Below are 21,702 nucleotides of genomic sequence, written 5' to 3' on the forward strand. Positions count from 1 at the left end.
TACAGTGTTCCCATTTATTATTTAAAGACGGGGCGACTGTTACGGTACAAAATATCTTCCTTTTTCTCCAAGACGTTTGCATAGCGTGCGGCTGCAAAGAAATAGTCAGAAAGACGGTTGATGAATATTAAAACATCTGGATTGATGTCATCTAGTGATTGCAAGGCGACAATTTCACGTTCTGCACGTCTAGTTACCGTTCTGGCGTAATGCAGCGCCGAGGCAGTTTGAGTCCCGCCGGGCAAGATGAATTTTTGAACTTGCGGGGCTACGGCTGTATAGTCATCAATCTTCTTTTCTAGCCATCCAGTTGCTGTGCCATCATTGTTGAAGATGTACTCGTGCCGTGTATCACCCTTTAAAGTGGCTAAATCAGTTCCAGCATCAAAGAGTAATTGTTGGATTTCAGTTAACTCATCATATAGTACGTTTGTTTTGTCGTTCAACCCAGAAATAATAAATCCAATCCAAGAGTTGAGCTCGTCGACAGTACCGTATGCGTTGACGCGAGGATCGTTTTTATCAACAATTTTTTTGCCAATGATTCTGGTTTGACCGTGATCACCGGTTTTTGTATAGATTTTAACCATAAGAAAGCTCCTTTAAATTTGAAGTTTTGTAAGAGAAAAACAATTGTTTCAAGGCTAATGTACTCCATCATCAACTAGGCATGTTGTCATATTAAAAGAACACAACAAATTCATACATCATAAGTAAACGCAAAATAACACTAATCACAGCAACTTGTTGTCATTGCTTGGATTGTGAGCTTTGCTATACTTTTCGTGACCAAAGGGAAAGCGAATTCATTTTGATTATGTGCTTCTACATAATCGAGTTAAGAGACGATGTAGCTTGCTTCAAGGAATCAATAACTGGGGAGATACAGATAGATGGGTAATTCAAATGCTTTAAAACGTTCTATGCTGGCAGCACTATTGTTGGCACTTTGTGTGGTTGGAGCGAACGTTAAAATCATGGGATCGATTGCGTTAGATTCTGCACCAGCATTTCTCGGTGCAATTTTACTTGGACCATGGTTTGGTGCATTTCTTGGCTTTTTTGGTCATATGGTATCGGCATTGTTATCTGGATTTCCACTTACATTACCGGTTCATCTTATTATCGGATTTAACATGGCAGTTTGTATGTTCGTTTTTGGATGGCTACGTCGTCATTTCGGCAAAAGCAAACTAGGTTCTGTCTTAGGATCAGATGTTGTTGGATACATTTTGAACGTACCACTAGAAATTCCACTACTGTACCCGATTCTAAAAGCAACAATTTTTGCATTGTTTGTTCCACTTACTGTTGCAACTGTAGCTAATTTAGTTCTTTGTGAATTAATTTATGTTGCCTTACCAAATAGGCAGAAAGAAGCAGATTTTCTAAGCGTTGGAGTACATAAATGAGAACCGCGCGTCACGGAGGCAACCTTCGCGAAGTAAGTGATGCATTAAAGGTTGATCCCAATACTTTTCTTGATTTTAGCGCCAATATTAATCCTAACGGTGTACCAACTAGCCTCAATTCTGTTGTTGAGCAGGGAATAGCGCAATTGAATAGATATCCAGATGAAAGCTATAAGACGCTTCGTGAAGCATTAGCACGACAGTTTTCTGTCACATCTGAAATGGTGAGTGTAGGTAACGGTGCTGTCGCAATATTACGAGATGTTGCTTTAGCTTTGAAAGCAAAGCAAGCTGTTGTGGTTGAACCGGCGTTTAGTGAGTACCGTAGAAGCTTTTCAATTTTTGGGACAGAGGTATTGTCCTATCAATTGTCTGAATCGAATGACTTTTGTTTAGATGTCTCACGGTTGATTAATTGGCTTAAGAAAAATGCAACGGAAGCTCAAGTAATATGTGTTGGAAATCCAAATAACCCAACAGGTAAGTTGACAAGTCCTGAAGATTTAAGTGAATTATTGAGCTATTGTAAGGCAACTCAAAAATGGTTAGTCATTGATGAAGCTTTTATGGATTTCGTTGTAAATGATTCAGCCAGCATGATTCCGAGGATGAAGGAAAACGATCCACTGATTGTAATTCGGTCTGCGACAAAATTCTTTGCAATTCCAGGACTTCGTTTAGGATTCTCCATCACGAATAATCACGATTTAAGTGAGAAATTGAAGCGTGTTGAGGAAACTTGGTCAGTTAATACATTTGCTGAGAACTTCGGGAAAAAAATGTACGAAGATACCGCATATATTGAAAAAACGACAAGTTGGTTAGCGAATGAAAGCGCTTATTTAAAGACTTCCCTGGAACGAGTCCCAAACGTTCAAGTTTTCTCCAGCGCCGCAAATTTCTATCTTTTTAAAGCGAACGATTCAAACCTTCGGAATCAGTTGTGGCAAGACGGTATTATGATTCGACGCTGTGAGGATTTTGTTGGGCTGAGTGAGTACTACTACCGAGTTGCTGTTAAGTATCATCAAAGTAATGTGAAGTTAATTCAAGCGCTAACTCAGAGGCTGACAAACTGAAAGGTAGATGATTAAATGCGTGCAATTCTTTTAGCAGGTGCAAACAGTGGGTCTGGAAAGACTACTGTTACCTTGGGTCTATTGAAGGTATTAAGTGAAAAAATGGCTGTTCAGCCGTACAAAATTGGACCTGATTATGTAGATACGAAATTTCATTCACGTATTACTGGTCGACCATCAAGGAATATTGATAACTTTTTAATCCCAGATGAAGATATTTTAAAGTATCTCTTCCTAAAGAACACGGAGGACGTAGACATCGGGGTTGTTGAGGGTGTCATGGGCCTTTACGATGGCCTCGGATCAGACAAAGATGCCTTTTCTACCTCTGCAATCGCAAAGCTCTTACATCTTCCTGTCATTTTAGTAGTTGATGGTCATGGGATGTCTACGTCTGTTGCAGCAATCGTCAAAGGGTATGTTGCATTTGATCCAGAAGTCAATATTTGTGGCGTCATCATCAATAACATTATGGGTAAGACACATTTCGATTTAATTAAAAAGGCAGTCGAACGATATACCGACATTCCGGTAATAGGCTATCTACCACGTGATAAGGAGATGTCGTTACCATCTCGACAGTTGGGATTAGTACCCGATAAGGAAATCGATAAAGTAGATGAAAAAATTGATCTGGTTGCACAACACATTTCTGAAACCGTTGATGTAGACAGAATTCTGGAATTGACAAATTCCTATGATGAACAAGCTACTGATCCGCTCCAGCTATATCAAAGTAGCCTCCGTATCGGTATTGCACGTGATGAAGCATTTAATTTTTATTATGCAGATAATTTGGAATTGATGAAGAAAGCAGGTTTGAAAATTGTATTCTTTAGCCCAATACACGATCAACAGCTACCTGAAGTCGATGCACTATACTTCGGCGGCGGATACCCAGAAGAATTTGCCCGAGAGTTGTCAGAAAATGTCAGCATGCGAACAGCGATCAAAGAGTTTTCAGCTTCGGGCGCTCCTATCTATGCTGAATGCGGCGGGGTAATGTACCTAGGCGACGCACTAATGATAAGGGATGATCGTTTTGAGATGGTTGGTGTCTTGTCTGGGCATAGCGAAATGACACCGCGATTAAAGAAATTTGGTTATTGCTATGTAGATGTTACTAACGACTGTCTGTTAGGAACGCAAGGTACGCAGCTGGTTGGACATGAATTCCACCATTCAGTGTTTACAGTTGAAAGTTCTGATTTAAAACCTGTTTTAGAAATGAAAAAGGTTCGGGACGGCGAAGTTGTCGATACTTGGACTGGTGGATATCAAGTTGGGAATACGTTTGCTAGCTATCTTCATATTCATTTTTATCAAAATAAAGTGTTCTTTAACAACTTGATTCAGCGATTGGAGTTGGCTGTAAATGATAGCTGAGATGATTGTTATCGGCTTTATTCTTGATCTAATACTTGGAGATCCACCAAGTTGGCCGCATCCAGTTAAATATATGGGCAAGCTCATAGATATATTGGAGAAATCGTTTAACTTACCAAGTTATAGTCACAGGAAGAAACAGTTTTTGGGCGGGGTATTATGGCTCCTGGTAGTTGCTATTACTGGATTGTTGGGTGCTGGTATTATGTGGGTTGCCTCATTTAATTACTGGTTATTGTTAATTATAGGTAGTTATTTCTGCTACAGCTGCTTGTCCATCAAAGGATTAGCACATGAAGGGCTTAAAATTGCGCGCAGTTTACGGGAAAACAATTTGGGCCAAGCACGTAAGCAAGTCGGCATGATTGTTGGACGTGATACTCAGCAATTAGATGCTGAGGGTGTCATGGATGCAACGGTAGAAACAATTGCGGAAAACACTAGCGATGGTGTGATTGCGCCACTGATTTTTATGGCGATTGCTGGCCCAGTTGGTGGCCTGATGTATAAGGCAGTTAATACATTGGATTCAATGGTTGGCTATAAAGATGATCGTTTTAAAGATATTGGATTTGTTTCTGCAAAACTTGACGATGTCTTTAACTGGATACCAGCTCGATTTACTTGGTTACTTTTGGTAATTGCAAGCTTCTTGTTAAGATTCCATGTTCGAGAAGCAATTACGATTGGTCGACGTGATCGTGAGAAACATTTAAGCCCAAATAGTGGTTTTTCTGAATCAGTCGTTGCGGGTGCGCTAAATATTAGACTGGGTGGACCACATATGTATTTTGGCAAGCTTGTTGAAAAACCATTTATTGGTAGTAACAATGCACGTACAACAGAAATAGCAGATATTCAACGAACCGTCTGGATGTTATATGTAGCTGCTAGTTTAGGACTACTCATTACGGTTGGTTGCAGAATGCTCATCGAAAGGTAAGGGAAAACAATGGAGCCTGAAAATTATATTACGATTCCACATAAGATAACTGATAAAAGTTTTGTGATGATTCAAGAAGAAATTGATCGAATTGATCCGGAGTACACTTTTAAAAATCCAATTGAGGAAGCAGTCATTAAACGTGCTATTCACACAACTGCGGATTTTGATTACTTACATACATTGGAATTTACACATGATGTAATTGCCAAAATACAGCATATTTTAAAGAACCACGGCACGATTTTTACAGATACTACGATGGCACTGGCCGGAATTAATAAACGGCGCCTGGATGACCTTGGAGTTCATTATCACTGTTACATTGCAGAACCAGAAGTTTATAAAATTGCCGAGGAACGTGGGATTACTCGCTCAATGGCTGCGATTGAAATGGCTGCAAAAGTTGATACAGAAAAGCTTTTTGTGATTGGTAATGCACCGACTGCTGTTTATAAAATTCTGGAAATGACCAGAGACAAGCAGCTAAAGCCTGACGCCGTTATTGGTGTTCCCGTTGGATTCGTTGAAGCTGCTGAAAGCAAAGCGGCATTGGCAGAAAGCGATATACCATCAATCGCTGCGCAAGGCCGTAAAGGCGGTAGTAACTTGGCTGCGGCATTAGTAAATGCGGTCTTATATAACCTTTAAAGAGGGATGCAAAATGAGCGAAGAAGACTTTGTCTATTACAACGGACGTAAATTGCGCAAGGGATTCACAACTGGAACGACGGCTACAGCAGCGACTGCGGCGGCAATCAACAGTATTCATGAGCAGCGAGCTCAAGAATCAGTTACCGTATCCACAGCTAATGGTCAACAGGCAACGTTTGAAGTTAAGGAATGTACATTTACTGATACCTCAAGCACTATCGCAATCATGAAGGATGGTGGAGATGATCAGGATGCAACACACGGAATGCTGATTTATTCCACGGTAACTTTACGCAAAGATAACGAGATTAATCTTGACGGTGGTAAAGGAATCGGACGTGTCACTCAAGAGGGATTAGCCAACAAGCCAGGCATGGCTGCTATTAATCCAACACCTCGAAAGATGATTAAACAAACCGCTAGAAAACTGCTCGGTGAGGATCAAGGTGCTGATATCGTCATTTCAGCACCTGAAGGTGAGCGCGTTGCAAAGCTAACCTATAATCCTAAGCTAGGCATTGTGGGCGGAATTTCTATATTAGGAACTAGTGGAATCGTAACTCCAATGTCTGAGGAAAGTTGGAAGCAATCAATATCCATCGAAATGAATATTCACAAACAGCGCGGGGATGACCGAATTATTCTGACGCCAGGTGAATATGGTGAGGATTTCTTAACTAAGGAATTACACATTAGTAATCAGCAACAGGTTCAAATGAGTAACTTTGTTGGCTACGTTCTAAAAGAAACACAGCGTCTTGGCTTTAAGCGAGTTTTACTTGTTGGAGATCTTGGAAAAATGATTAAGGTCGCTGGTGGTATTTTCTCCACACATAGCAAGGATGCGGATGCACGTGCTGAGATAATGGTCGCTAATTTGGCACTTCTTGGAGCGCCAACTGATTTTCTGCAGGAAGTGTACGAATGCTTAACGACTATCTCAATGATTGACTTAGTTAACGATGCAGGTTATCAGGCTGTGTATCAGAAGCTTGTTGATCGAATTAAGTATCGGGCAGAACAGCTGGTTAATCGTGGTTCTTTCCATACTGATATTGACGCAATTATCTTTTCGAAGCATACAGGTTTCTTAGCGGCAAGCACGCCATTAGATCAGTTAGTGGAGGAATGGCAATGATTACAGTGTTAGGTATCGGGCCTGGAAAAGAAAGTTTACGGCTTTCTGGGACAGAGAAATATCTACAGCAAGCTGAACAAATCGTTGGTTCTGTTCGACAACTAGATACATTGAATGTGCCAGACGATAAGAGAATTCCCTTGCCGGCATTGTCAGTATTGGAGACTTTTTTGAAGCAAAATTTAACGCGTAATATAACGATTTTAGCTTCAGGTGACCCATTGCAATACGGAATTGGTAATTGGGTGGTTAAACGTTTTCCAGCAAACCAGGTAAAGGTGATCCCAGGAATCAGTTCCATTCAGTATTGTTTTCATCAATTTCGCTTGTCGATGAATGAAGTTTTTATTACAAGTAGTCACGGAAGAAAACCGGATTTTGACTTTTTGCTGCAACACCGAATTGTTGGCATGGTAACTGATAAAGAAATTGGCCCTTATGAGATAGCACAGGCAGTTAAGGCTAGGGGACTAAAACGAAAAATTTATATTGGAGAGCACCTCAGTTATTCAGACGAGAAACTTTCTATCAGAACAGAGGAAACTGTTGAGAAACGTCCCTATGAATTGAATGTGGTGATTATTGAAGATGAAGGATAGTGAATTTTTACGCACCAAGGTGCCTATGACCAAGCAAGAAGTACGCGCCATTAGTATCGACAAACTAGACTTACAAGGTAAAAGTCACTTCTTGGATATTGGGTCTGGAACTGGCAGCGTCAGTATTCAGGTAGCAAAAGATTTCCCCAATATACAGGTGACCGCCATTGAACATGATTCAGATGCGATTGACATCATGAAGCAAAATATTGAGCATTTTGGGTTAACTAATATCACCTTGATTGAAGGTGAGGCACCATCAGAGATTCCCAATGTTATGTATGATGCCGTCTTTGTTGGCGGTAGTGGTAAACAGCTTTCTGAAATTGTCCAGTTTAGCACTGACCATCTATCAGAAGGCGGTTCGTTAGTGATGAACTTTATTTTGAATGAAAATGCATTTCAAGGGCTGGAAATTATGCAGAATCAAATAGGACTTGCGGATGTGATGTTTACAAACGTCGTTGTAAGCAATTGGTATCACTTGGGCCCGGGTCATTATTTCAAGCCTAATAACCCAACGTTTGTTTTGAGCGGAACCAAAATAAAAGGAGAATAAAAAATGTCAGTTGTAAGCTTTGTTGGAGCAGGACCAGGAGATAAAGATTTAATTACTTTGAAGGGATATCGTCGATTAGAAGAAGCGGATGTTGTTATCTATGCTGGCTCTCTAGTTAACCCAGAGTTACTTGATTACTGTAAAGAAGGCGCTGAGAAGTTAAATAGTGCAGGGATGACGCTTCAAGAGATCATTAAGGCAATGAGCGATGCAGTCGCCGAGGATAAATCTGTTGTTCGGCTACAAACAGGTGACTTTTCAATCTACGGATCCATTCGTGAACAGGTTGAAGAGTTAAAAAAATTATCAATTGGCTATGATTGTATTCCGGGTGTGAGCTCATTTTTGGGTGCAGCTTCATCACTGGGCGTTGAGTACACAGTGCCTGAGGTTTCTCAGAGTGTGATTATTACACGAATGGCTGGTCGAACACCGGTGCCTGATAGAGAGTCCTTGAGAGAACTTGCTAAACATCAAACATCCATGGCAATTTTCTTGTCCGTTCAAGGCATTCAAAAGGTTGTTAAAGAATTACGTGCTGGTGGTTATCCTGAGACGACACCTGCAGCCGTTATTTATAAGGCAACCTGGGATGATGAAAAATATGTTTCTGGTACGTTGGAAGATATCGCTGTTAAAACACATGAAGCTGGTATTAGACGAACAGCGTTGATTCTTGTTGGTGAATTTTTGGGTGACAAGTACAACTACTCTAAGCTGTACGATGCTAATTTTAGTCACATGTATCGGAAAAAGCAGACAGACGATGAATAAGTTCGGTATTATTTCGCTAACAAAAAATGGCAGCCAAATTGCACGAAAAGTACATGAAGTATTGCCAGAAAGCGAACTTTTCATTCCAGATAAATATGCCTTAGCAAAGGAAAAATCCTTTCCCAAAGGTGGTTTTAAAACCTGTTTCACACAAATCTTTCAAAAATTCGATTGTGTTATATGTGTGATGGCCACTGGCATCGTTGTCCGTTCAATTGCTGGCCTTGTACAAGACAAAACAATCGATCCAGCGGTACTAGTGATGGATGAACAAGCGAATCACGTGATTAGCTTATTATCTGGACATGTGGGTGGTGCTAATGAATGGGCAAATGAATTAGCCACTTTAATGAATAGTGACCCAGTTATTACAACCGCAACAGATACAGAACATGTTCAAGCATTAGATGTGTTAGCGGACAAGTATGACGGATGGTATGCGGAATTTAAGCGCGTTACAAAGCGTATCAACGGCCGTTTGGCAGACGGCTTGCCAGTTGCACTATATATCGAACCGAGCTTAGTTAAGAACGATGTATCAACCACGGGCTTTACTGTTTTGGAAGATATCAATCAACGATCAGATAATATGCCATTAATTGTAATTTCTGATCGGATTAATTTCCCGAAAATGGCTGACACCATCTTTGTTGTTCCAAAGGTTAATGTTGTTGGCGTTGGTTGTCGAAAAGACGTTAGTTTCAGCATGATGCAAGAAGCATTTTCAGCATTTTGTGAGGAACGTAAAATTGCGTGGCAATCAATAGTCGGTATCGCTTCGATTGAAAAAAAGGAACACGAACAGGCGATACACTATCTGGGGCGTGTGTTAGATGTGGTACCTCAGTTTTATACGGCTGAACAATTATCTACTGTAGAGAGCAATTATCCACAATCGGCGTTTGTTAAAAAAACAGTTGGTGTGGGAAGTGTTGCAGAAACTTCGGCTGATATTGCGGCAAATAGTCGAGTAGTCGGTAAAAGATTTGCTCACAATGAAATTACTTTTGCATTAGCACAAAAAAAATAAACTTTTAGGAGAAATAAATTATGTTATATATCGTTGGCTTAGGACCTGGAGACAAATCAGTAATGACGCAGGATGCACTGGATGCAATCGAAAAATGTCCAATTATTGTTGGATATGCCACTTATATGCGGTTGGTAAAGGACATGTTAGACGGCAAAGAAATGGTTTCAACTGGTATGCGTGGTGAAATGGAACGCTGTGAAAAAGCGATTGAATTAGCTGCACAAGGTAAAGATGTTGCGTTAATTTCGAGTGGGGATGCCGGTATCTATGGAATGGCCGGACTAGTTTTTGAGATTTTAGCAAACAAGGATCAACATTTAGATGTCAAAGTGATTCCTGGTGTTACAGCCAGTATTGCAGCATCTGCAGCACTTGGTTCACCATTAATGAATGACTTTTGTCACATTAGCTTGAGTGACTTAATGACTCCTTGGGATGTAATTACGGAACGTGTTGATGCCGCAGCTAAAGCAGACTTTGTTATTTGCCTGTACAACCCACGTAGTAAGGGACGTCCAAACAATTTACGTGAGGCACTAGATATTATGTTGAAGTATAAGTCACCAGACACGATTGTTGGTTACGGTAAAGATGTTGCTCGGCTGAAGGAAATTGAAAAGATCACAACTATTCGTGACCTAGATGAAGAAGATATCAATATGACGACAATCGTAATCGTTGGGAATAAGAATACATTTGTTCACGATGGCAGAATGGTAACACCACGTGGGTACAGTCTATGATTTTGTTGATTGGTGGGACTTCTGAAAGTTTAAGTGTCGCTGATCTGCTAACTAGTCGACGGTTACCATTTTGGTTATCCGTGACGACTGACTACGGTCAAGATTTAGCGGAGGAGCATGCCGAAAAGGTAATTGAAACACTTTTCGATGATGTCACGCTCACTGATTTTATTCAACGCGAGCAGATTAATATAATTATTGACGCCTCTCACCCATTTGCAAAGGTTATTTCGACCTTGGCGTTAGATGTTGCAAAGGCACAGAAGATTCAATATGTACGATTTGAACGCCAATCATCGCTATTAACAGATAAATGTGTAATTCGTTACGAAACGCAAGAAGAGGTAATTGATTACTTGCGTGCACATGAAGGAAACATCTACTTATCAACCGGTAGTAAAACAGCTGGTGATTATGCAGATGCGTTAGGGACTCAGCGATTACAGGTTAGAATCCTGCCAACAGTTGCGGCTTTAGAAAAAGTTACCAATGCTGGTTTTGAAGCACATCAAATTGACGCAATTCGAGGCCCCTTTTCCTTAGCATTAAATGTTGAATTGTTACGCCGTCAAAACGCACGTTATTTAATTACTAAGGATAGCGGTGATCGCGGTGGTGTCGAAGAAAAAATAAAGGCCGCAAAGCAGCTGGATATGACTTGCTTAGTAATTAATCGTCCACGTGTGGATTATGCACATGAAGTTAGTTCATTAAGTGAGTTAGAGCGGTTTATCACGGAGGTAAAGTGATGGGAACGGGATTAGTAACATTACTCGGTGCCGGACCAGGAAATATTGAACTACTTACACTATTAGGTCAACGACGACTAAAAGAGGCTGATGTTGTTGTTTATGACCATTTAATTAACCCTGATTTGCTATCTTACGCTAATGTAAACGCACATTTTATCAACGTAGGTAAGCTACCTTATCAAACGCATATTAGCCAAGATGAAATCAATGCGTTATTAGTAAAGGCGGCTATTGCAGGGAAACGTGTTGTCCGATTAAAGGCAGGAGATCCCTTTGTTTTTGGCCGAGGTGGGGAAGAAGCACAAGTATTGCGTACTCAAGGTATCCCGTTCGAAATAGTTCCTGGACTAACGAGTGCAATTGCTGGTTTAGAGGCTGTTGGAATTCCTGTAACACATCGTGATTACGCATCAAGCTTTCACATAATTACGGCGCATAACAAAAAAGATAAGCTACTAAACTGGAAAAACATTTCCAGCATGGAAGGCACACTCGTATTTTTAATGGGTGTCGCTGAATTACCAACAATTGTTGAGCAGTTGATTCATTTTGGAAAGTCTGCCGAAACACCTGTTGCCATTGTGCAATGGGCGACCCAATGGCGGCAGAAGATGGGTGTTGGCACGCTGGCCAACATTCAAGAAGTTGTAGAACAAAAGAAATTAGGCGCGCCTGCATTAATTGCCGTGGGGGGCGTAGTCGATTTGACACGAGAGCTAAATGTTTCTCGTACTTTGGATAGTCGACATATTTTATTGCCTAACTCACGACATAGAGAAATGCAATATGCTCTGAGCGACGAAGGCGCAAGCGTGGATTTCTTTAATGTTGGTACGGTGGAGGAATTGCCGGTTTCTTTACCCGACTTTAAACAAAAAAGTCGGTTGGTGGTAACTAATGTGAAATCCTTCACATACTTGACTGATCAACTGCTTAAAAATGGCATGGATCTGCGGGTATTTACTGGCTGGGAAATTGTTGCGACAAATAAACTAGTTGGCAGTTATCTAAAAACGCATGGCTTGCTTCCCAAGGAAATTATCTCAACCGAGCAGATCCAGGCAGGAGATTATATTGTTGGAGAAAAAGATGCCTTAAGCGAGTCCGCTGATCGACAGGATGTACACGTACTGGTCAGTTGTCAGTATCGTTTTCCTGACACGTTGCAAAGTACATTGGCAGACTTTTCAGATGTCGTTTTAACCAGTACTAGAGCTGCTAAGGCTTTATTGAATGGTGCGAATGAAGAACAACTAAACACATTAAAACAGATGCATGTTGTGGCAATGGGGAGAAGCGTGGCTGAGTTACTTAAAGCAGCCGGGTTTAGAAATGTTGATGTCAGAAACAAAATTTTAGATGTAATAAGTACTTTGAAAGGAGGTGATATTAATGAGTAAAACGGCGCTTTTGTTAGTAAGCTTTGGAACTACCTATAAGGAAAGTCGCGATTTAATCAATGCTGCATTCACTAAGTCATATCAAGACGCTTTTCCTGATGTAGCAGTATTTATTGCATATACCTCTAAGATTGTTAGAAAGCGAATCTTAGCAAAAGAAGGTATTCAATATGATGATGTTAACGAAGCAATTGAGCGAATAATCGCTGCTGGATTTGATAAATTAGTTGTTCAGTCTTTGCACATTATCCCGGGTAAAGAGTTTCAGTTAATGATAAAAGAGTTATCAACACTGACGGGGAAATTTGATTCAGTAACGATTGGTCGCCCATTGCTTGATGAATTTGATGATTTTCGTGGTGTTGTAAAACAGCTAACCAAAATGGGTCAAGATCATAGTAAGCAAGCTTTGGTCTTTATGGGACATGGTACGTCAGATCATTCCTTTACCACATATGCCTGTTTAGATCATATGTTACAAGATACAAATGTGTATATGGGTGCAGTTGAAAGCTACCCTGATCTGGAGATTGTAATTGAGGAACTAAACCGGCAAGACGTAAAAGATGTAGTACTGAAGCCCTTCATGATTGTTTCTGGTAATCATGTACATAACGACATGGCGTCACAACAGAAGGATTCATGGTATTCACGGTTACAGGCAGCAGTATTTAATGTTGAGACTGATTTAGGTAGCCTGGGAATGGTTCCTAGTATTCGACAAGCATTTATTGAACACACACGGCAAGCCTTGGATAAGGAAGTGACATTATGAGTAATGGAACGTTTTGGGGAATCGGTATTGGACCTGGAGACAGCGATTTATTGACAATTAAGGTCGTTAAGGCGTTGAAGCACTTGGATGTCTTGTACACACCGACTGCTCATAATGGAAAACCTAGTGTGGCTGAAACCATTGCAAAGCCTTACTTACCAATGGGCATGACTGTCAAAAAGCGTCGTTTTCCGATGATTAAAAATGGTGAAGAACGACAAACTGCTTTGCAAGCAGTCGCTGACGAAATGGCCGAAGATGTTGCTAAAGGCAAAAATGTGGGGATGCTCACACTTGGGGATCCTGCTATTTATAGTACTGTCAGCTATATAGTGCAGTTATTACCTACCAGTGTACCGGTAAAATTATTAGCAGGAATTGCATCTTATTCGCAGTTAGCAGCCAGCATTGGACAGCCACTAATGATTGATGAAGAATCTTTGGGGATTTTATCAGCAACTGAGGATTTTGATTCTTTGAAAAAGATGATTATGGATTACGACAATCTGGTTATCATGAAAGTATCGGCTTGTTTTAGTGATTTATATGATTTCTTGAAAGATGAGCACTTATTAGATAGCGCGGTTTTAGTTGAGAATATTTCGATGGAAAACCAGCAGGTATTACCGCTTACAGGTATGGAAAATACAGATAAAGTACCATACTTCGCAACAATGTTAATTAAGAAAGGGAAGCAAAATAATGCTTAAATCAAACAATAAAAGTTGGCTAAGATTTTCTCTCTTAGCGATTGCGTTTGCTCTATACTTCACAATCGGAACACCTCAAGATGCACACGCGATGCACATTATGGAAGGTATGTTGCCACCAATGTGGTGTGTTTTCTGGTTTGCTGTTAGTGCACCATTCTTCATTTATGGTTTATACAGAATGCGGAAAATTGTTAATTCAAAAGAACAAAACGCCAAGGTTATGTTGGCACTCTGTGGCGCGTTCGTCTTTGTACTTTCTTCATTAAAGATGCCTTCTGTTACCGGATCTAGCTCACATCCAACTGGTGTTGGTTTAGGAACAGTAATGTTTGGACCTGGTGTTTTGGCCGTGTTAGGTGTCATTGTACTTTTGTTCCAGGCTTTATTGCTGGCACATGGTGGTTTGACGACATTGGGAGCAAACGAATTTTCTATGACTATCGTCGGACCTATCGTTGGTTTTCTGGTTTGGAAATTATGTCGAGCTTTGAAGGTTAATAAGTCAGTTTCACTATTCCTTTGTGCAATGTTTGCAGACTGGTCCACATATGTAACGACTTCGTTTCAGTTAGGGGTTGTTTATCCAGATCCACATGGTGGTGTGTTTGGTGCCGTTGTTAAATTCTTGAGTATTTATGCGGTTACTCAAATTCCATTGGCTATTGCTGAAGGACTACTAACAGTTATTGTTTACAACTTGATTTTGAATAACGACCTATGGAAGGAAAGTGCATTGTCATGAAGGAAAAATCACGAACAAGACAAAATGTTATTTTGTTAATTCTAGTTTTAGCCTTGGTTATTGCACCATTTATCGTTGCAAAAAATGGTGCATTTGGTGGAAGTGACGATCAAGGTACGGCACAAATTAAAAAGTTTGACCCAGGATACAAACCATGGGCACATCCATTGTGGACGCCGCCATCAGGTGAAATTGAAAGTTTGCTGTTTACGGTTCAAGGGAGTATTGGAACGGGGATTATGGCGTACATCATTGGTAATGCACATGGTAAGCGAACTGCAAAAAAACAGCTGAACGATAGTGACGCCACAAGTAGCACAAATAATAAGTGATAAAGAGGCACTCTCATGTTGAGCATCGATAAATATGCGTACAACAATTTATTAGCAAAATGGCGTCCAGAGGTAAAGGGGCTGTTGTGGCTGTTTGGAATGATAATTGCTTTTCAACCAATTATGGTGATAAAGCTGATAGCAATTCCTACGGTTGCAATTGCTACGATGTGGGCAGTAAAGGTTAACTTCCATCAGTATCTGAAGTGGTTTTATGCAGTAATCCCTTTTATTGCACTTAGCATTATCGGAATTGCGGTGACCTTAGCACCACGTGCTGATCAAGTCTATGGTGGAATCTATATGTTTGGCAACTATTTGGGAGTGGCAAAATCAATGCTACCTTTAGCGGAACAATTAACGTTGAGAATCACGACAGCGATTGTTTGTACCTATTGGTTTGCATTGACAACACCGTTTCAACAAATCATCTTATTGTTCAAACACATGCACTTTCCTTCTTTGTTAATCGAAGAAACATTGCTCATGTATCGTTTTATCTTTATTTTTGTTGATTCATTTGAGCAAATTTACCGAGCACAACAATTGCGGTTTGGTTATGCCAACCTGCGGCTATCAATGCATTCGGCCGGAATTTTAGTGAAGATGCTATTTGAGCAAGTGATTATTAACTATCAAAAGATGGTGTATTCACTTGATGCAAAATTATTTACTGGAGAATTTACCGTTCAGGAGGACAAGATATGATTGAGCTAGAACACGTTAACTTTGCCTACGAGGACCAACCAATTTTAAAAGATATCTCTATTAAGCTTGGTGAGGAAGGGCAAAACGTTATTGGGCTGATTGGTCAGAATGGTTCTGGAAAATCGACGATGTTTTTGAATCTTGTGGGAATTCTCCAACCGACGAGTGGTGCAATTCGCATTGATGGCAACACATATCAGTACGACAAAAAGAGTTTAAATGAGTTACGTCAAAAAGTCGGAATTGTATTTCAGGATTCCGAACAACAGTTGTTTTACTCAATCGTGAAGGATGACGTCGCCTTTGCGTTACATAATTTAGGTTTACCGGAGGATGAAATTGTTCGACGAGTTCGTGAAGTGCTTACGCAGCTGGATATTTTGCAATTGAAGGATCGACCGATTCAATACCTAAGTGGTGGTCAGAAAAAACGTGTCGCTATTGCAGGAATATTGGCTTTACATTCCGAATGGCTACTGTTAGACGAACCAACCGCCGGATTAGACCCGGATGGTACTAGAAGAATGATTGATTTGATTGAAGGACTATCAAAAAATGGTCAAAAAATATTAATTTCTAGCCATGATATGGACTTTATGTATGAAATTGGTGACTATTTTTATCTACTTCAAAAGGGTGAAATTGTCAGGCAGGGAACGAGTGAGACGGTTTTTGCGGATGACGAAATCCTTAAGCAATGTTGCTTAGATCAACCATGGCTAATGCAACTTCACCAAAAATTAGGTCTACCACTTTATAGTTCTAAGGCACAGTTGTTTACAGATGAGCAACTAATTACTAGGTTAGCTACCTTAAAATAAACCTATAGTGGAGGAACGCTAATGACTGCAAAATCAATCATGTTTCAAGGAACAGCTTCTGATGCCGGTAAAAGCTGGGTAGCAGCTGGTCTGTGTCGTTTGTTGAAACAAAGGGGACTTTCAGTAGCGCCGTTTAAGTCTCAAAATATGGCCTTGAATTCATTCATTACTAAGGATGGATTTGAAATGGGTAGGGCTCAAGTGTTTCAAGCAGAGGCAGCAGGGAAAACGCCTGATGTACGCATGAATCCAATTTTACTTAAGCCTTCAACAGATAAAGATTCACAAGTGATTATTAATGGAACTGTTTATGGGGATATGGATGCTGTTTCCTATCAGGATTTCAAGCCACGTCTCCGTGATGAAGTTTTAAAAATTTATCAATCGCTGGCCAGTGAAAATGATGTTGTTGTACTTGAAGGGGCAGGCAGTCCTGCTGAAATTAACTTAGCTCAAAATGATATCGTCAACATGGGAATGGCTAGAATGTCAAACTCACCAGTTATTTTAGTTGCAGATATTGATAAGGGCGGAGTTTTTGCTTCCATTTATGGAACAGTCAAATTGCTTCCTGAAGAGGATCAGAAACGTATTAAAGGAATTATTATTAATAAGTTTCGAGGAGATAAAACACTTCTTCAAAGTGGAAATGACATGATCGAAGATTTAACTGGAATTCCAGTCATTGGTGTTTTACCAATGAGCGATGTTGATTTAGATGAAGAAGACAGTGTTGACTTGATTAATAAGCCAACTAGGCGGGATCCAACAAAGGAACTAGATATTGCGGTGTTGACGTTAGGCAAGATTTCGAACTTTACGGATTTCCACAGTCTGTCTTTACAACCTGATGTCTCTTTACGGTATGTAAAGAAGTTAGCAGATTTAGCTGTTCCGGATGTTTTAATTATTCCAGGAAGTAAAAATACTAACGAGGATCTTCGAGAATTACGTAATGAGGGGTTCGTTGATGCAATTCATTTGTTGCATGACCAAGGAACTCAAATCATTGGTATTTGTGGTGGGTATCAAATTCTTGGTAAAGAACTACTGGATCCAAATCAGATAGAGTCTGATATTAAAAGTCAGCCCGGGTTGGGACTACTTGACGCGGTCACAACTTTTAACAAAACTAAGACGACAACACAGGCTATAGCTAAACGAGCAGATACATTGCTATATGGTTATGAAATCCATATGGGAATCACAAAGCTAGGCGACCAAGCGACACCGTTGACAACCATCATAAAGAACAATGGTGAGAGCGCCAATCATGAAGACGGAGCAATCACCGCAGACGGAACTGTATGGGGCACTTATCTCCATGGAATCTTTGATAATACCGTTTGGACTCGAGAAGTACTTGATGGAATTCGGCACAAAAAAGGCCTTACTTCATTAAATGCAACGAGCTTTTCACTGACGAATTATAAGGAAGATCAGTACGATAAGCTGGCAAAATTGATTGAGGATAATGTTGATTTAAAAGCGCTTGATCAAATTCTGTCAGAATCATAAAAATAGTAAGGAAGTTTTTTAGTTGAAGAACCCCTATCCAGTGGTACTAAATTTAGCCAATCGACCAGTTCTGGTAGTGGGCGGCGGCAGAATTGCAGCGCGAAAGATACAAGCACTTTTAGAGGCGAATGCTAAGGTTACTGTGATTAGTCCATCTTTGTCCCGAAAAATTGATCCCAAAAAGGTTCATTGGATTTCTCGGGAATATCTATCTAATGATTTAACGGGATATTCACTTATTTTCGCAGCTACTGGTGATTTGTTAGTGAATAGACAAGTTACAGAGGATGCGCAAGATAATCAATGGGTGAACGACATTAGTAACAAGTATGATTCTAATTTCTTTAATGTAGCTGTTGTTAGACATGAAGACTATGTTATTGGAATTTCGACAACGGGTAAGTCACCTTCGGCTGCAAAAAAGTTAAAAGAGCGGATTCAAGCGTGGTTAGTGAAAGGTAATTGATTTTATGTATATCATGTATGCCAGTTTAAATTATCATGAGTTGCCTGTTCAGGAACGAGCAGTGTTTGCTTTAGACAAAGAGAGTACTGCACAAGCAGATCTTGCTTTAAAGCAGGAGAAGAGTGTTCTTGAGGATGTTATTTTATCAACGTGCAATCGTACTGAAATATACGCAGTTGTTGACCAACTGCATACCGGTAAATATTATCTGAAGCGTTTTTTGGCAAATCAATTTGGATATGACTTAGAAAAAATCGAAGAAATTGTAGAAATTGGCAGTGGTGAAGAGGCAACGACTCATTTGCTACGAGTGACAACTGGCTTGGACTCAATGATTGTCGGAGAACCACAAATTCTTGGCCAAATGAAGAATGCTTTTGCAATTGCACAGGAACAGGGAACTTCTGGACTTATTTTTAATGAACTTTTTAAAGAGGCCCTTACCTTTGCAAAGCGCATGCATACGAAACACCGTGTCAGTGAGCTTTCACAGTCAAGCGCGCAGGCTGGACTTCACCAGATCAAAGTTCATCTAGGTACGATGAAAGGTCATTCTTTACTGGTACTTGGTGTGGGAAGCATTGGACAACAGGTAATAAAGAATGCTAGTACGATGGGATTCGACCGTATCATTATTGCTAATCGAACCTTTTCTAGGGCGGCTGAACTGGCAAAAGAGCTTGGTGGAGTGGTTGAAGCGCGCCAGTGGGATGAGATGGACAATTTATTAACTCAGGTTGATGCAGTGGTCACTGCGGTCAGCTCATCAGTTCCTATTATTAACGAGCTTAATAGCAATAAGTTACAGGTTTTGATTGACCTAGGTGTTCCGCAAAATGTTTCGTTAAAGTGCGTGAGATCATTGCAGGCATACTACAATATCGATGATCTATCCAACGTTGTTAGTCAGAATAATCAGATTAAGAAGCAAATGATTGTCCAGATGGAATCAGCTGTTCCGGAAGCTGTTCAGGACTTCGAAGAATGGCAGCGGGCACTACCAGTTGTACCAATTATCAGAGAATTACGTGGGACTTCATTATCGATTGAAAGTAATGCTTATGAAAGTTTATTGAACAAATTGCCCCAACTGGATGAACATGAGCGTAAAGTAATTAGTAAGCACATGAAGAGTATTGTTAATCAAATGATTAAGGGACCGATTGTGCAAATTAAGGACGCTTCTGGTCAACCAGGGTCAGATGAACATTTAGCATTTTTCTGTCGGATATTTGGTTTTTCTGAAGATTCTTATCAGGGGGTAACACATGAAAAGTGAAGTTGTTGTTGGGAGCCGTGGAAGTGCCTTAGCACTTCGGCAAACTAGAATGATAATGAATGAATTATCTGAAAAGTGGCCTGATACAAATTTTCGTTTAAAGGAAATTACTACTTCTGGGGATGTGGATCGGAAGTCGAGTTTGCAGAAGATTGGTGGTAAGGGAATCTTCGTTAAGGAACTTGAGCACGAGCTACTAAATGGTGACATTGACTTTGCTGTCCATAGTTCGAAGGATGTTATGCCAAAATTGCCAGAGGGTTTGGTTATTGGCGCGATTCCTAAACGAGCCTCAGCATATGACTGTTTATTGACGATGACACCTATTGAATCAATAGATGACATTCCGATGGGCGCAAAAATCGGAACGAGCAGTAGTCGCCGAATGGGACAATTAAAACATGTTCGTCCAGATTTAGATACCGTGTCAGTTCGGGGAAATATTGAGACAAGAATTGGTAAAATCGGGACGGATAATTTATTTGGAATTGTGCTAGCAGATGCTGGTATTGATCGGTTACAAGCGGATTTGTCTAATTGTTACCGAATGTCATTGTCAGATATGATGTTGCCAGCGGTTGGGCAGGGTGCAATGGCCTTGGAATGTCGTAGCGATGATCATGAGACATTAGAAATTATCAATGCTGTCGATGATGCGAAGACACACTGTTGTGTAAAAATTGAACGTTCCTTTTTGAAGACACTTGGTGGGGACTGTACGTATCCCATTGCAGGGTATGCAATTCCTCAAGAGGATAATCGTTTCAGATTCCATGGTATGGTGACGTCGCCAGACGGTAATTACCTTTTTGAAACGACTGAAACAGGTCTTTATACAGATCGATTAGGTTATAAAGTGGCAGAAAAATTAATTGATATGGGTGCTTTAAAGCAAATGGAGGCAAAGTAATGAAAGAGTTTGATCGGCATCGTCGTTTACGTTCTAGTGCAGCAATGCGGGATTTGGTTAGAGAAACTCATCTAATTAAGGATGATTTGATCATGCCAGTGTTTATCGAGGCTGGCTTGAAGGGAAAGAGTGAAATCTCATCAATGCCAGGTGTTTATCATTTTGGGTTAGACACCATTTTAAGTGAAATTGATGAAATCGTTCATCTCGGAATTAAAGCAATTATTTTATTTGGATTGCCTGATCATAAGGATGAAGTTGGTACTAGCGCATGGGAAGATGACGGTATCGTGCAGCAAGCTATTCGTTTGATTAAAGAAAAGTACCCTGATTTAATTGTTATTGCTGATACATGTCTTTGTGAGTACACGTCAACTGGGCACTGTGGTGTCGTTAAAGACGGCGTCGTGTTGAATGATGAATCACTGAAATATATTACTAAAACTGCGGTTAGCCAGGTCGCTGCTGGTGCAGACATTATTGCACCATCAAACGCCATGGATGGCTATGTAGCAGCAATTCGTGAAGGCTTGGATAATGCGGACTTTAAAAACACGCCAATTATGTCCTATGCCGTGAAGTATGCTTCATCATTCTATGGTCCATTCCGTGAAGCGGCCGATAGTGCACCAGTATTTGGGGACCGTAAGAGCTATCAAATGGATCCTGCAAATCGTCTTGATGCATTACGGGAAGTTATTAGTGATGAAAAGGAAGGTGCAGACTTTGTGATGGTCAAGCCATCAATGGCCTTCTTAGATGTTATGCGTGAAATTCGTGATCATACTGCATTACCATTAGTTGCGTACAACGTCTCTGGGGAATATTCGATGATCAAGGCTGCAGCACAAAATGGTTGGATCGATGAAGATTTGATTGTTAATGAAACGTTAGTTGGTATGAAACGTGCTGGTGCCGATTTGATCATTACTTACTTTGCTAAAGATGTTGCTAAACGACTATAGA

25 protein-coding genes are annotated in these 21,702 nt (G+C 40.4%); 24 read left to right on the forward strand and 1 reads right to left on the reverse strand.

Translation table 11 applies throughout. The features are described 5' to 3' along the window. Positions 1–17: 17 nt before the first annotated feature. Complete coding sequence (locus tag IV55_RS05020) at positions 18–590, reverse strand: cob(I)yrinic acid a,c-diamide adenosyltransferase (RefSeq protein WP_057809969.1); 573 nt, start codon at positions 588–590, stop codon at positions 18–20. Between the two features lie 303 nt (positions 591–893). Between IV55_RS05020 and IV55_RS05025 the strand changes: the two genes are divergently transcribed. Genes IV55_RS05025 through hemB form a run of 24 tightly spaced genes read left to right on the forward strand, consistent with a single transcriptional unit; the run spans position 894 to position 21,701 of the window. Then, positions 894–1,412, forward strand: a complete 519-nt coding sequence (locus IV55_RS05025; RefSeq protein WP_057809971.1) for an ECF transporter S component — start codon at positions 894–896, stop codon at positions 1,410–1,412. Next, complete coding sequence (gene cobD, locus IV55_RS05030) at positions 1,409–2,491, forward strand: threonine-phosphate decarboxylase CobD (protein ID WP_057809973.1); 1,083 nt, start codon at positions 1,409–1,411, stop codon at positions 2,489–2,491. Before IV55_RS05025 ends, cobD begins: the two co-directional genes overlap by 4 nt. A 15-nt stretch (positions 2,492–2,506) precedes the next feature. Further along, positions 2,507–3,877 carry a cobyrinic acid a,c-diamide synthase CobB gene (locus IV55_RS05035; protein WP_057809975.1) on the forward strand — a complete coding sequence of 457 codons (1,371 nt, stop codon included), beginning with the start codon at positions 2,507–2,509 and terminating at the stop codon, positions 3,875–3,877. Beyond that, on the forward strand, positions 3,867–4,820 hold the full coding sequence (gene cbiB, locus IV55_RS05040) for an adenosylcobinamide-phosphate synthase CbiB (RefSeq protein ID WP_057809977.1): 954 nt from the start codon (positions 3,867–3,869) through the stop codon (positions 4,818–4,820). The genes IV55_RS05035 and cbiB overlap by 11 nt, the downstream gene beginning before the upstream one ends. A 9-nt stretch (positions 4,821–4,829) precedes the next feature. Beyond that, a complete protein-coding gene (locus IV55_RS05045) occupies positions 4,830–5,471 on the forward strand; it encodes a cobalt-precorrin-8 methylmutase (protein WP_057809979.1) in 642 nt (213 codons plus the stop codon). Between the two features lie 13 nt (positions 5,472–5,484). Next, a complete protein-coding gene (cbiD, locus tag IV55_RS05050) occupies positions 5,485–6,612 on the forward strand; it encodes a cobalt-precorrin-5B (C(1))-methyltransferase CbiD (RefSeq protein WP_057809981.1) in 1,128 nt (375 codons plus the stop codon). Further along, positions 6,609–7,211, forward strand: a complete 603-nt coding sequence (locus IV55_RS05055) for a cobalt-precorrin-7 (C(5))-methyltransferase (protein ID WP_057809983.1) — start codon at positions 6,609–6,611, stop codon at positions 7,209–7,211. The genes cbiD and IV55_RS05055 overlap by 4 nt, the downstream gene beginning before the upstream one ends. Further along, entirely contained in the window at positions 7,201–7,770 is a 570-nt protein-coding gene (locus IV55_RS05060) for a decarboxylating cobalt-precorrin-6B (C(15))-methyltransferase (RefSeq protein ID WP_057809985.1), read from the forward strand. Before IV55_RS05055 ends, IV55_RS05060 begins: the two co-directional genes overlap by 11 nt. 3 nt (positions 7,771–7,773) lie before the next feature. Further along, positions 7,774–8,544, forward strand: coding sequence for a cobalt-precorrin-4 methyltransferase (locus IV55_RS05065; protein ID WP_057809987.1), 771 nt, complete (start codon positions 7,774–7,776; stop codon positions 8,542–8,544). Further along, positions 8,537–9,574 carry a cobalt-precorrin 5A hydrolase gene (locus IV55_RS05070; protein ID WP_057809989.1) on the forward strand — a complete coding sequence of 346 codons (1,038 nt, stop codon included), beginning with the start codon at positions 8,537–8,539 and terminating at the stop codon, positions 9,572–9,574. Before IV55_RS05065 ends, IV55_RS05070 begins: the two co-directional genes overlap by 8 nt. A 20-nt stretch (positions 9,575–9,594) precedes the next feature. After that, complete coding sequence (cobJ, locus tag IV55_RS05075; protein ID WP_057809992.1) at positions 9,595–10,320, forward strand: precorrin-3B C(17)-methyltransferase; 726 nt, start codon at positions 9,595–9,597, stop codon at positions 10,318–10,320. Then, positions 10,317–11,069, forward strand: a complete 753-nt coding sequence (gene cobK, locus IV55_RS05080; RefSeq protein WP_057809994.1) for a precorrin-6A reductase — start codon at positions 10,317–10,319, stop codon at positions 11,067–11,069. The genes cobJ and cobK overlap by 4 nt, the downstream gene beginning before the upstream one ends. Continuing rightward, complete coding sequence (cobA, locus tag IV55_RS05085; protein ID WP_057809996.1) at positions 11,069–12,472, forward strand: uroporphyrinogen-III C-methyltransferase; 1,404 nt, start codon at positions 11,069–11,071, stop codon at positions 12,470–12,472. The genes cobK and cobA overlap by 1 nt, the downstream gene beginning before the upstream one ends. Then, positions 12,465–13,247, forward strand: coding sequence for a sirohydrochlorin cobaltochelatase (locus IV55_RS05090; RefSeq protein ID WP_057809999.1), 783 nt, complete (start codon positions 12,465–12,467; stop codon positions 13,245–13,247). The genes cobA and IV55_RS05090 overlap by 8 nt, the downstream gene beginning before the upstream one ends. Continuing rightward, positions 13,244–13,957, forward strand: coding sequence for a precorrin-2 C(20)-methyltransferase (gene cobI, locus IV55_RS05095; RefSeq protein ID WP_057810001.1), 714 nt, complete (start codon positions 13,244–13,246; stop codon positions 13,955–13,957). The genes IV55_RS05090 and cobI overlap by 4 nt, the downstream gene beginning before the upstream one ends. Further along, a complete protein-coding gene (locus IV55_RS05100; RefSeq protein WP_057810002.1) occupies positions 13,950–14,702 on the forward strand; it encodes an energy-coupling factor ABC transporter permease in 753 nt (250 codons plus the stop codon). Before cobI ends, IV55_RS05100 begins: the two co-directional genes overlap by 8 nt. After that, positions 14,699–15,034: an energy-coupling factor ABC transporter substrate-binding protein gene (locus tag IV55_RS05105; protein WP_057810004.1), complete on the forward strand. Its 336-nt coding sequence runs from the start codon at positions 14,699–14,701 to the stop codon at positions 15,032–15,034. The genes IV55_RS05100 and IV55_RS05105 overlap by 4 nt, the downstream gene beginning before the upstream one ends. 15 nt (positions 15,035–15,049) lie before the next feature. Next, on the forward strand, positions 15,050–15,742 hold the full coding sequence (gene cbiQ / locus IV55_RS05110) for a cobalt ECF transporter T component CbiQ (RefSeq protein ID WP_057810006.1): 693 nt from the start codon (positions 15,050–15,052) through the stop codon (positions 15,740–15,742). Beyond that, positions 15,739–16,563, forward strand: a complete 825-nt coding sequence (locus tag IV55_RS05115; protein WP_057810008.1) for an energy-coupling factor ABC transporter ATP-binding protein — start codon at positions 15,739–15,741, stop codon at positions 16,561–16,563. Before cbiQ ends, IV55_RS05115 begins: the two co-directional genes overlap by 4 nt. A gap of 21 nt (positions 16,564–16,584) precedes the next feature. Continuing rightward, positions 16,585–18,081, forward strand: coding sequence for a cobyric acid synthase (locus tag IV55_RS05120; protein ID WP_057810010.1), 1,497 nt, complete (start codon positions 16,585–16,587; stop codon positions 18,079–18,081). A 22-nt stretch (positions 18,082–18,103) separates the two neighbouring features. Then, entirely contained in the window at positions 18,104–18,547 is a 444-nt protein-coding gene (locus tag IV55_RS05125) for a precorrin-2 dehydrogenase/sirohydrochlorin ferrochelatase family protein (RefSeq protein WP_057810012.1), read from the forward strand. A 13-nt stretch (positions 18,548–18,560) separates the two neighbouring features. Continuing rightward, entirely contained in the window at positions 18,561–19,826 is a 1,266-nt protein-coding gene (gene hemA, locus IV55_RS05130; protein WP_307725025.1) for a glutamyl-tRNA reductase, read from the forward strand. After that, positions 19,816–20,736 (forward strand): hydroxymethylbilane synthase, encoded by a 921-nt coding sequence (hemC, locus tag IV55_RS05135; protein ID WP_057810015.1) that lies wholly within the window; start codon positions 19,816–19,818, stop codon positions 20,734–20,736. Before hemA ends, hemC begins: the two co-directional genes overlap by 11 nt. Then, on the forward strand, positions 20,736–21,701 hold the full coding sequence (hemB, locus tag IV55_RS05140; RefSeq protein ID WP_057810017.1) for a porphobilinogen synthase: 966 nt from the start codon (positions 20,736–20,738) through the stop codon (positions 21,699–21,701). The genes hemC and hemB overlap by 1 nt, the downstream gene beginning before the upstream one ends. Position 21,702 lies beyond the last annotated feature (1 nt).

It is taken from the genome of Furfurilactobacillus siliginis (assembly GCF_001437435.1).
Taxonomy (GTDB): domain Bacteria; phylum Bacillota; class Bacilli; order Lactobacillales; family Lactobacillaceae; genus Furfurilactobacillus; species Furfurilactobacillus siliginis.

Excerpts from the sequence above, each read along its gene's own strand:
- IV55_RS05105 (WP_057810004.1), top strand. The coding sequence starts at position 14,699 with ATGAAGGAAAAATCACGAACAAGACAAAATGTTATTTTGTTAATTCTA.
- cobJ (WP_057809992.1), top strand. The coding sequence starts at position 9,595 with ATGTTATATATCGTTGGCTTAGGACCTGGAGACAAATCAGTAATGACG.
- IV55_RS05070 (WP_057809989.1), top strand. The coding sequence starts at position 8,537 with ATGAATAAGTTCGGTATTATTTCGCTAACAAAAAATGGCAGCCAAATT.
- IV55_RS05120 (WP_057810010.1), top strand. The coding sequence starts at position 16,585 with ATGACTGCAAAATCAATCATGTTTCAAGGAACAGCTTCTGATGCCGGT.
- cobI (WP_057810001.1), top strand. The coding sequence starts at position 13,244 with ATGAGTAATGGAACGTTTTGGGGAATCGGTATTGGACCTGGAGACAGC.
- IV55_RS05060 (WP_057809985.1), top strand. The coding sequence starts at position 7,201 with ATGAAGGATAGTGAATTTTTACGCACCAAGGTGCCTATGACCAAGCAA.
- IV55_RS05115 (WP_057810008.1), top strand. The coding sequence starts at position 15,739 with ATGATTGAGCTAGAACACGTTAACTTTGCCTACGAGGACCAACCAATT.
- hemB (WP_057810017.1), top strand. The coding sequence starts at position 20,736 with ATGAAAGAGTTTGATCGGCATCGTCGTTTACGTTCTAGTGCAGCAATG.
- cbiQ (WP_057810006.1), top strand. The coding sequence starts at position 15,050 with ATGTTGAGCATCGATAAATATGCGTACAACAATTTATTAGCAAAATGG.
- cbiB (WP_057809977.1), top strand. The coding sequence starts at position 3,867 with ATGATAGCTGAGATGATTGTTATCGGCTTTATTCTTGATCTAATACTT.
- IV55_RS05045 (WP_057809979.1), top strand. The coding sequence starts at position 4,830 with ATGGAGCCTGAAAATTATATTACGATTCCACATAAGATAACTGATAAA.
- IV55_RS05035 (WP_057809975.1), top strand. The coding sequence starts at position 2,507 with ATGCGTGCAATTCTTTTAGCAGGTGCAAACAGTGGGTCTGGAAAGACT.
- IV55_RS05100 (WP_057810002.1), top strand. The coding sequence starts at position 13,950 with ATGCTTAAATCAAACAATAAAAGTTGGCTAAGATTTTCTCTCTTAGCG.
- hemC (WP_057810015.1), top strand. The coding sequence starts at position 19,816 with ATGAAAAGTGAAGTTGTTGTTGGGAGCCGTGGAAGTGCCTTAGCACTT.
- IV55_RS05065 (WP_057809987.1), top strand. The coding sequence starts at position 7,774 with ATGTCAGTTGTAAGCTTTGTTGGAGCAGGACCAGGAGATAAAGATTTA.
- cobA (WP_057809996.1), top strand. The coding sequence starts at position 11,069 with ATGGGAACGGGATTAGTAACATTACTCGGTGCCGGACCAGGAAATATT.
- cobD (WP_057809973.1), top strand. The coding sequence starts at position 1,409 with ATGAGAACCGCGCGTCACGGAGGCAACCTTCGCGAAGTAAGTGATGCA.
- IV55_RS05055 (WP_057809983.1), top strand. The coding sequence starts at position 6,609 with ATGATTACAGTGTTAGGTATCGGGCCTGGAAAAGAAAGTTTACGGCTT.
- cobK (WP_057809994.1), top strand. The coding sequence starts at position 10,317 with ATGATTTTGTTGATTGGTGGGACTTCTGAAAGTTTAAGTGTCGCTGAT.
- cbiD (WP_057809981.1), top strand. The coding sequence starts at position 5,485 with ATGAGCGAAGAAGACTTTGTCTATTACAACGGACGTAAATTGCGCAAG.
- IV55_RS05020 (WP_057809969.1), bottom strand. The coding sequence starts at position 590 with ATGGTTAAAATCTATACAAAAACCGGTGATCACGGTCAAACCAGAATC.
- IV55_RS05090 (WP_057809999.1), top strand. The coding sequence starts at position 12,465 with ATGAGTAAAACGGCGCTTTTGTTAGTAAGCTTTGGAACTACCTATAAG.
- hemA (WP_307725025.1), top strand. The coding sequence starts at position 18,561 with ATGTATGCCAGTTTAAATTATCATGAGTTGCCTGTTCAGGAACGAGCA.
- IV55_RS05025 (WP_057809971.1), top strand. The coding sequence starts at position 894 with ATGGGTAATTCAAATGCTTTAAAACGTTCTATGCTGGCAGCACTATTG.